The organism is Microcoleus asticus IPMA8, assembly GCF_013179805.1.
Taxonomy (GTDB): Bacteria; Cyanobacteriota; Cyanobacteriia; order Cyanobacteriales; family Microcoleaceae; genus Microcoleus; species Microcoleus asticus.
Genome location: NZ_SRRZ01000207.1, coordinates 1 through 6,546 on the forward strand (window position 1 = coordinate 1; position 6,546 = coordinate 6,546).

The 6,546-nt window shown below is 44.1% G+C and carries 8 protein-coding genes; all 8 read left to right on the plus strand.

What is annotated here, in order from left to right; translation table 11 throughout:
* Positions 1 to 419 precede the first annotated feature (419 nt).
* The 8 genes from E5S67_RS30410 to E5S67_RS30445 all read left to right on the plus strand — a co-directional run bounded on the left by E5S67_RS30410 (position 420) and on the right by E5S67_RS30445 (position 6,499).
* Positions 420 to 1,199, plus strand: a complete 780-nt coding sequence (locus E5S67_RS30410; protein WP_172192987.1) for a GTP-binding protein — start codon at positions 420 to 422, stop codon at positions 1,197 to 1,199.
* Entirely contained in the window at positions 1,196 to 2,011 is an 816-nt protein-coding gene (locus E5S67_RS30415) for a metallophosphoesterase family protein (RefSeq protein ID WP_172192989.1), read from the plus strand. Before E5S67_RS30410 ends, E5S67_RS30415 begins: the two co-directional genes overlap by 4 nt.
* A 236-nt stretch (positions 2,012 to 2,247) precedes the next feature.
* Positions 2,248 to 2,976, plus strand: coding sequence for a metallophosphoesterase family protein (locus E5S67_RS30420; protein WP_172192991.1), 729 nt, complete (start codon positions 2,248 to 2,250; stop codon positions 2,974 to 2,976).
* A gap of 102 nt (positions 2,977 to 3,078) precedes the next feature.
* Positions 3,079 to 3,639, plus strand: a complete 561-nt coding sequence (locus tag E5S67_RS33795) for a Crp/Fnr family transcriptional regulator (protein WP_172192993.1) — start codon at positions 3,079 to 3,081, stop codon at positions 3,637 to 3,639.
* A 247-nt stretch (positions 3,640 to 3,886) separates the two neighbouring features.
* Entirely contained in the window at positions 3,887 to 4,957 is a 1,071-nt protein-coding gene (locus tag E5S67_RS30430; RefSeq protein ID WP_172192995.1) for a CobW family GTP-binding protein, read from the plus strand.
* A gap of 71 nt (positions 4,958 to 5,028) precedes the next feature.
* On the plus strand, positions 5,029 to 5,679 hold the full coding sequence (gene folE, locus E5S67_RS30435; RefSeq protein WP_172192997.1) for a GTP cyclohydrolase I FolE: 651 nt from the start codon (positions 5,029 to 5,031) through the stop codon (positions 5,677 to 5,679).
* 187 nt (positions 5,680 to 5,866) lie between these two features.
* On the plus strand, positions 5,867 to 6,151 hold the full coding sequence (hisI, locus tag E5S67_RS30440; protein ID WP_172192999.1) for a phosphoribosyl-AMP cyclohydrolase: 285 nt from the start codon (positions 5,867 to 5,869) through the stop codon (positions 6,149 to 6,151).
* A 105-nt stretch (positions 6,152 to 6,256) separates the two neighbouring features.
* A complete protein-coding gene (locus tag E5S67_RS30445; protein WP_425487385.1) occupies positions 6,257 to 6,499 on the plus strand; it encodes a hypothetical protein in 243 nt (80 codons plus the stop codon).
* Positions 6,500 to 6,546: the final 47 nt, after the last annotated feature.

Sequence of the window (6,546 nt, forward strand, 5' to 3'; positions counted from 1 at the left end):
CATCTTTCACCGATCGCGTCATTGGTTTTCTCACCGGATGGTCTTGGATTTTACATTCTTTATCTCTATCACATCTTTAAAAAAATGGTATTAGGCTCGATCGCGAAGTTGTTGAGCAGGCCTTGGTCGTCAATAATTAGGTTGCGTGAAGTCATTTGTTTTTTGTTTGTTGCTTTATGTAAATAAATGTAACGGAGTGTTAAATTATATAATAGTGATTTGACGCATAAAAGTATGTGATGAGCATCACATACTTTGGCCTTAGTATCAGAACCAGTCATCCCCAATTTTTAAATCTACAACCTAAAATCTAAAATCTAAAATGGTATAACCTTTGCTTCGCAGGCTTCCTGCCCGATCGCAAAATTAAATTTAAATATAGAAGATGCGATTGGTTGATAACGATTATCATTATATGTATGAGTCAACCTACCATCACCGCCGTAGCGGGCCCGCCCGGAAGCGGCAAAACAACCTGGATTCGACAGCAGCTAGCAGCCGAAACCTCGCCAGCGCTGTATTTGTCCCCGGGAAGCGGCAATGTGCCGATCGACCAAACGTGCATCGCCGCCGAATTCCCCCAAATCAAAACCCTGACAGACGGCGAAGAATCCCAGCTCGCGAAACACCTGGAAAACGGCGTTTCAGCCTACATCGAACTGGGATTTTACCTGCAACTGACAACAGTAGAAAACCTACTTCAAAGTTTCCCCAGCCGCCGATTTGCTGTAGTCCCGCCAGAAATGAAAGACACCGAATGGCATCAATGGGCGGATGTAATTGTAGAAGGAATAGCCGTTAGCGGCGAACCAGAAAAACTATCAATTTGGCGCAGCCCCGCTAGCGGACAAGTCCTCGATCCAGCCAGCCTCGATCTGTTCTGGTACCAAGAAATGACCCAAGGAGCCTACGGAAAAGTTCACAGAGCAAAAGGCATTTTTGACATAGCCGACGGGCGATCTTTTTACTTCGATTTCGCTGCCGAATTCAAAGAAACCGCCCACGAAGAATTGCCACTTCCCCGCTGGCTCGAAGGCCGGCCCCAAAGATTTAGTGGCATAGAAATTGTCGGCGAAAATCTCGATGAAACAGCATTAGGACAAACTCTAGAAGATTGCTGTCTGTCCGAAACAATTCTGTTGAATTACCAAGAGCAAGTCAAACAAGCACTATTATTAGGAGAAGAAGAAACCGAATGAAAATAGCAGTTATGTCCTGCATTCACGGCAACTATGAAGCCTTAAATGCAGTTTTGTCAGACATTGACGAACAACAAGCAGAAAAAATCTTTTGCCTTGGAGATTTAGTCGGTTACGGCCCGCATCCCCACGCCGTAGTAGAAATGATTCGCTCCCTCGACATTCCCACTTGCGTCGGCTGCTGGGACGAAGATATTGTCGAAGGTTTGAACTCATGCGAATGCAGCTATCCCTCAGTTTTAGCAGAAAAAAGAGGCAAATTAGCTCACGAATGGACGAACAGTCAAATATTCCCAGAAACGCGGGAATATTTAGCCACTTTGCCGCACAGTTTGCGGGAAGACAATATGTGTTTCGTTCACGGTAGCCCTCACAGCAATCATGAATATTTACTGCCGACAATGGATGCTTTTTCTGCGTTAGAGCGGGTATTTTCTGCCGATGCTGACGTGCTTTTTTGCGGTCACACTCATGTACCCTACGTTCGCACTTTAGATGCTGGAAATATGCAGGTTCGAGTCAGCAGGCCGAGCATTGAAGGAGATAAAGATTTAAGTTTTACTGTTCCTTTAAAGCGGATTGTGAATGTCGGTTCCGTGGGAGAACCGCGCCACGGCAGGCCGAATGCTACCTACGTGATTTACGATGTTGATGCTCAACAGGTGATATTGCGAGAAGTGGAATATGACTATCAGGCTACTTGCGCTGCAATTATTGAAAAAGGTTTACCTCCGATTTTTGCTTGGCGTTTGGCTAGGGGTTTGGAATATGCAGAAAGAGCCGACAATCCTACTCATGTTTGTGAGAGGTAGATAAACAGTTGACAGTTAACAGTTAACTGTTGACTGTTCAATAAAGAGGTAGATTGTGATTTACCGTTGGGTGGGGGCGAGTTTATGAGATTGTTAGTTTTTGGCGATTATGGTTGGTAAAACCCGCCCCTACAATTTTTTGAGATTGGTGTAAGATATCCGTTCAAAACAAATTCCGAAAAAACCATCCAAACTAACCACACAAAAACCTTTAGCATCACCAACAATTAAAAGCAATGAAAACTTGGGCAATATTAACTGGAATCGAAGGGAATCTGGCTGCTTATGAAGCTGTACTAGCTGACATCAAGCGCCTGAGAATCCGTGTTGACGAATTGTATATCTTAGGCGATTTAGTCGGCCCCCATCCCGATTGCGAAAAATTAGTTCAGCGAGTCCGAGCGCCCAAACGAGGAGAAATCGAACCTCAAATTTGTATCGGGTGGTGGGAAGAACAGTGTTTTAACTTACACGGAATAGGTTCTAGCCCAGATGCGGCAGAATTGCAAGAAAAATACGGCGCAGATACGATTAAGTTGCTCTGGGATTCTGTTAGTCGGAAAACTGTAGAGTGGTTGCGCTCTTTGAATTTTGGTTTTCATGAATTGGATTGTTTGTTGATTCACGGGAGTACGGTTAGCGCGTCTGATGAGCTTACCCCGGAGACTCCGCCGCCTGTGATGCTCGATCGCGTTATCCGCGCTGATGCCAATACTTTGTTTTGCGGGCGATCGGGCTTAGCATTTGAGTATCAATTACAGCCAAGTATTATCAATAACTGGGTGCAAACTCTGGACTCTCAGGAGCCACCTGGAACCGTTTCTGCAAAAGCGCGAAGGGCGATCGGAGTCGGAAATGTGGGTCGGCTCAGCGGACAAGCAAATTATACTCTCTACGACCCAGACACGGATACTGTCAAGTTCCGAAACGTCTCTTACACCACCCGCAAAGGGTTTCAAGCTTAGCAGTCGGGCATTGCAATTACTTCCAGCTAGTTGATATAAATTATCAATTAGCGTAAGCTGTACGTTCTATCCAAAGTAGCGGTGACGCTAAACCTAAATCCTATGACTCTTTTAACCTACACTCCTGCCTTGTACCCTAATCTCAGACAGCAGACTTTCACCTGCCGTCAGTTGGTACCCATGCCCTTTAACGGCTTACTGCGAATTGAGCGGGGAGCCGTCCGAACCATGACTTGGAGCGAACAGGGAACACCAATAACCCTCGGATATTGGGGAGTTGGAGACGTACTCGGTCACTCGTTGTCAGGCGTTCAACCTTATCAAATTGAGAGCAAAACTCATGTAGAAGTTAGTTACATTCCTCAAAATTTGTGCTATCAATCCTTAGATGAAATTTTCAGACACCTTCAGGAAACTCAAGAATTTTTCTGCATTGTTCGCAGCGAATGTCTGCGCGATCGACTGTTGCAACTATTAGCTTGGTTGGCAAAAAAATTTGGTCGGGAAGTAGCACAAGGAGTTTTGATCGATCTGAGATTGACTCACCAAGAGATTTCTGAGGCGATGGGAATTACTGTGACGCGCCTGATGTGTCGGCTGGAGGAGGAGGGAATTATCGATCGCACTCGCCCTCAATACATTGTTTTAAATTCCCGTTTGTAACATGGGATTTATCTGGAAAAGGGATGACAGTGAAGTGTTTATGAGTCATCAGCTAGCTGAGCAATAATTCTAGGGCTTGCGCTTAAAGCACATCTAAACTATGATAATGATTATCATATTCGATTCAGTGCGATACAGGCGATCGCACCTAAATTTTGGCTAGGAAGTGCTATCCACAAGAGCTTTGGGATACTTAGCAGCTTTCTGAACTAACAGCAGGGCCTGTACAATTAATCAATGAGGGACAATGACTAATCTCGCTGTACAAACCCCAGATTTAATTTCCGATTTTCCCAAAAGAGGAATGCCCGTAACCATAATTACCGGCTTTCTCGGCAGCGGCAAAACGACTTTACTCAATCAAATCCTCAAAAATCGTCAAGATTTAAAAGTAGCAGTTTTAGTTAACGAATTTGGCGATATTAACATCGATTCACAGCTTTTAATTTCTACAGAAGATGACATGGTAGAACTGAGCAACGGCTGTATTTGCTGCACCATCAACGAAGGCTTAGTTGATGCAGTATACCGAGTTTTAGAACGGGAAGACCGTATCGATTGCATGGTGATTGAAACCACCGGAGTTGCAGATCCGCTGCCGATTATATTGACATTTCTCGGCACCGAATTACGGGATTTAACCAGCCTAGATTCTGTACTCACCGTAGTCGATAGTGAAACATTCACCACCGATCATTTTGACAGCGAAGCAGCTTTAAAACAAGTAGCATTTGCAGATATCGTGCTGATGAACAAAACCGATTTAGCTCCTTCAGAAAAAGTAGAAGAATTAGAAGTTTACATTCGCACTGTGAAAGAAGGAGCGAGAATTTTACACTCTGAATATGGTGAAGTTCCTTTACCCTTAATTTTGGGTGTAGGTTTAACCCAAGCAGAACTTTTCGATAGTTTTGAAACTGAGGAAAAACACGAGCATCATCACGAACATCACCATCACGATCATCATCACGAACATCACCATCACGAGCATCATCACGAACACCACCATCACGGACATCACTCCAATCACTTAGATAATGATGGATTTGTTTCGCTATCATTTCAGAGCGATCGACCTTTTGATCTCCACAAATTCCAAGAATTTCTCACCGAAGAAATGCCCTTCGATGTATTTCGGGCAAAAGGCATTCTCTGGTTTGAAGAAAGTCCGATGAGACACATTTTTCAACTTAGTGGCGCGCGCTATGAACTAAATGCTTACGAATGGTTGACTCCACCTAAAAATCAACTCGTAGTCATCGGTCGCAACTTAGATACCGCTCAAATTCGAGAACAACTTAACAGTTGTTTAGTTTAAGATTGCGTCAATCTCAGTATCTAGTAACTAAAAGTCCATACCCACTGTTAAACATTTCACAAACTGCAAGCATGACTTTATCTACTCGTCCAGAACTGACTTCTCCAAATGGTGTAGTGTCATCGATTTCTACCCAATCTCAACCCCCTGTCTCAGATGAAGAAATGAGGCAAGCAGTGCGTACATTGCTGCTAGGATTGGGAGAAGACCCCGACCGTGAAGGGTTGCGAGATACACCGAAACGAGTTGTCAAAGCCTTGCAGTTCTTAACTGGAGGTTATCGTCAATCTCTCGACGAACTGCTCAACGGAGCAGTATTCACAGAAAATGCTAACGAAATGGTGTTAGTGCGGGACATTGATATTTTCAGTTCTTGCGAACATCACATCCTGCCAATTATTGGTCGCGCCCACGTTGCTTACATCCCCAACGGGAAAGTAATTGGACTGTCAAAAATTGCTCGAATTTGTGAAATGTACGGGCGCAGATTGCAAGTGCAAGAACGCTTAACTGCACAAATTGCTGATGCACTTCAAGGATTGCTAAAACCTCAAGGTGTAGCAGTTGTTATCGAAGCTACTCATATGTGCATGGTAATGCGCGGCGTACAAAAATCAGGTTCTTGGACGGCGACTTCAGCGATGCGGGGAGTGTTTGCTGAAGATGCCAGAACTCGTCAAGAATTTATGAGTTTAATCGCGCACAAATCAAGTTTTCACTAGAATCATCGGCGAAGAAAATTCGCTGATATACAAACTTTCGTCCCAGCAGAGGGACAGAAGAAAAGAGAGTCATATTTGATTGCCATCTTTTTGTCTCTCTTTTCTTTCCCTTTCCTCCCTCTGCGCCCTCTGCGCCCTCTGCGGGAAAAAATCTTACTTAAGGAAATACAACTCCTGTAAACTCAAAATGGATCAAAAATATTTGTGGATAGAAGCTTTAAAATTTAACGATCGAGGTTTGATTCCGGCGATCGCCCAAGACGATCGAGATAGTACCATTTTAATGATGGCTTGGATGAACAAAGAGTCAATTAAGCAGACTCTAGCTACAGGAGAAGCACACTATTGGAGCCGCTCACGCTCTGAATTTTGGCACAAAGGCGCGACATCCGGGCACATCCAAAAAGTCAAACAAATATTTTACGATTGCGACGCCGATACTATTCTGCTCAAAATAGAACAGATTGGTTAAATAGCTTGTCACACAGGCGTGAGGAGTTGTTTTTTCAATTCCGTGGCGCTACCACTGGGCGCAATAATGTAATAATAATGATTATCATTATTGCCCCCAGTTCCTATGTCATCTGCAAATAACGTCGAGTCCGCCGTTCCCACTCCAAAAAATCAAAATCCCTCCCTCACAACCATCCGTCCCCGCCGCCTCCGCCGTACACCAGCTTTGCGGCGGATGGTACGGGAAAATCACCTGACAGTTGACGACCTCATCTATCCGATGTTTGTGATGGAAGGGGAAGGGCAAAAATTTGAGATTGCTTCTATAGCAATCCTAAATGATTTTCTATATCTAGAGCAATCCTAAATGATTTTCTTTGTGTAAGTATATTGACGTATTTTGGGGAAATCAAA

Excerpts from the sequence above, each read along its gene's own strand:
- E5S67_RS30410 (WP_172192987.1), top strand. The coding sequence starts at position 420 with ATGAGTCAACCTACCATCACCGCCGTAGCGGGCCCGCCCGGAAGCGGC.
- E5S67_RS30415 (WP_172192989.1), top strand. The coding sequence starts at position 1,196 with ATGAAAATAGCAGTTATGTCCTGCATTCACGGCAACTATGAAGCCTTA.
- E5S67_RS30420 (WP_172192991.1), top strand. The coding sequence starts at position 2,248 with ATGAAAACTTGGGCAATATTAACTGGAATCGAAGGGAATCTGGCTGCT.
- E5S67_RS33795 (WP_172192993.1), top strand. The coding sequence starts at position 3,079 with ATGACTCTTTTAACCTACACTCCTGCCTTGTACCCTAATCTCAGACAG.
- E5S67_RS30430 (WP_172192995.1), top strand. The coding sequence starts at position 3,887 with ATGACTAATCTCGCTGTACAAACCCCAGATTTAATTTCCGATTTTCCC.
- folE (WP_172192997.1), top strand. The coding sequence starts at position 5,029 with ATGACTTTATCTACTCGTCCAGAACTGACTTCTCCAAATGGTGTAGTG.
- hisI (WP_172192999.1), top strand. The coding sequence starts at position 5,867 with ATGGATCAAAAATATTTGTGGATAGAAGCTTTAAAATTTAACGATCGA.
- E5S67_RS30445 (WP_425487385.1), top strand. The coding sequence starts at position 6,257 with ATGTCATCTGCAAATAACGTCGAGTCCGCCGTTCCCACTCCAAAAAAT.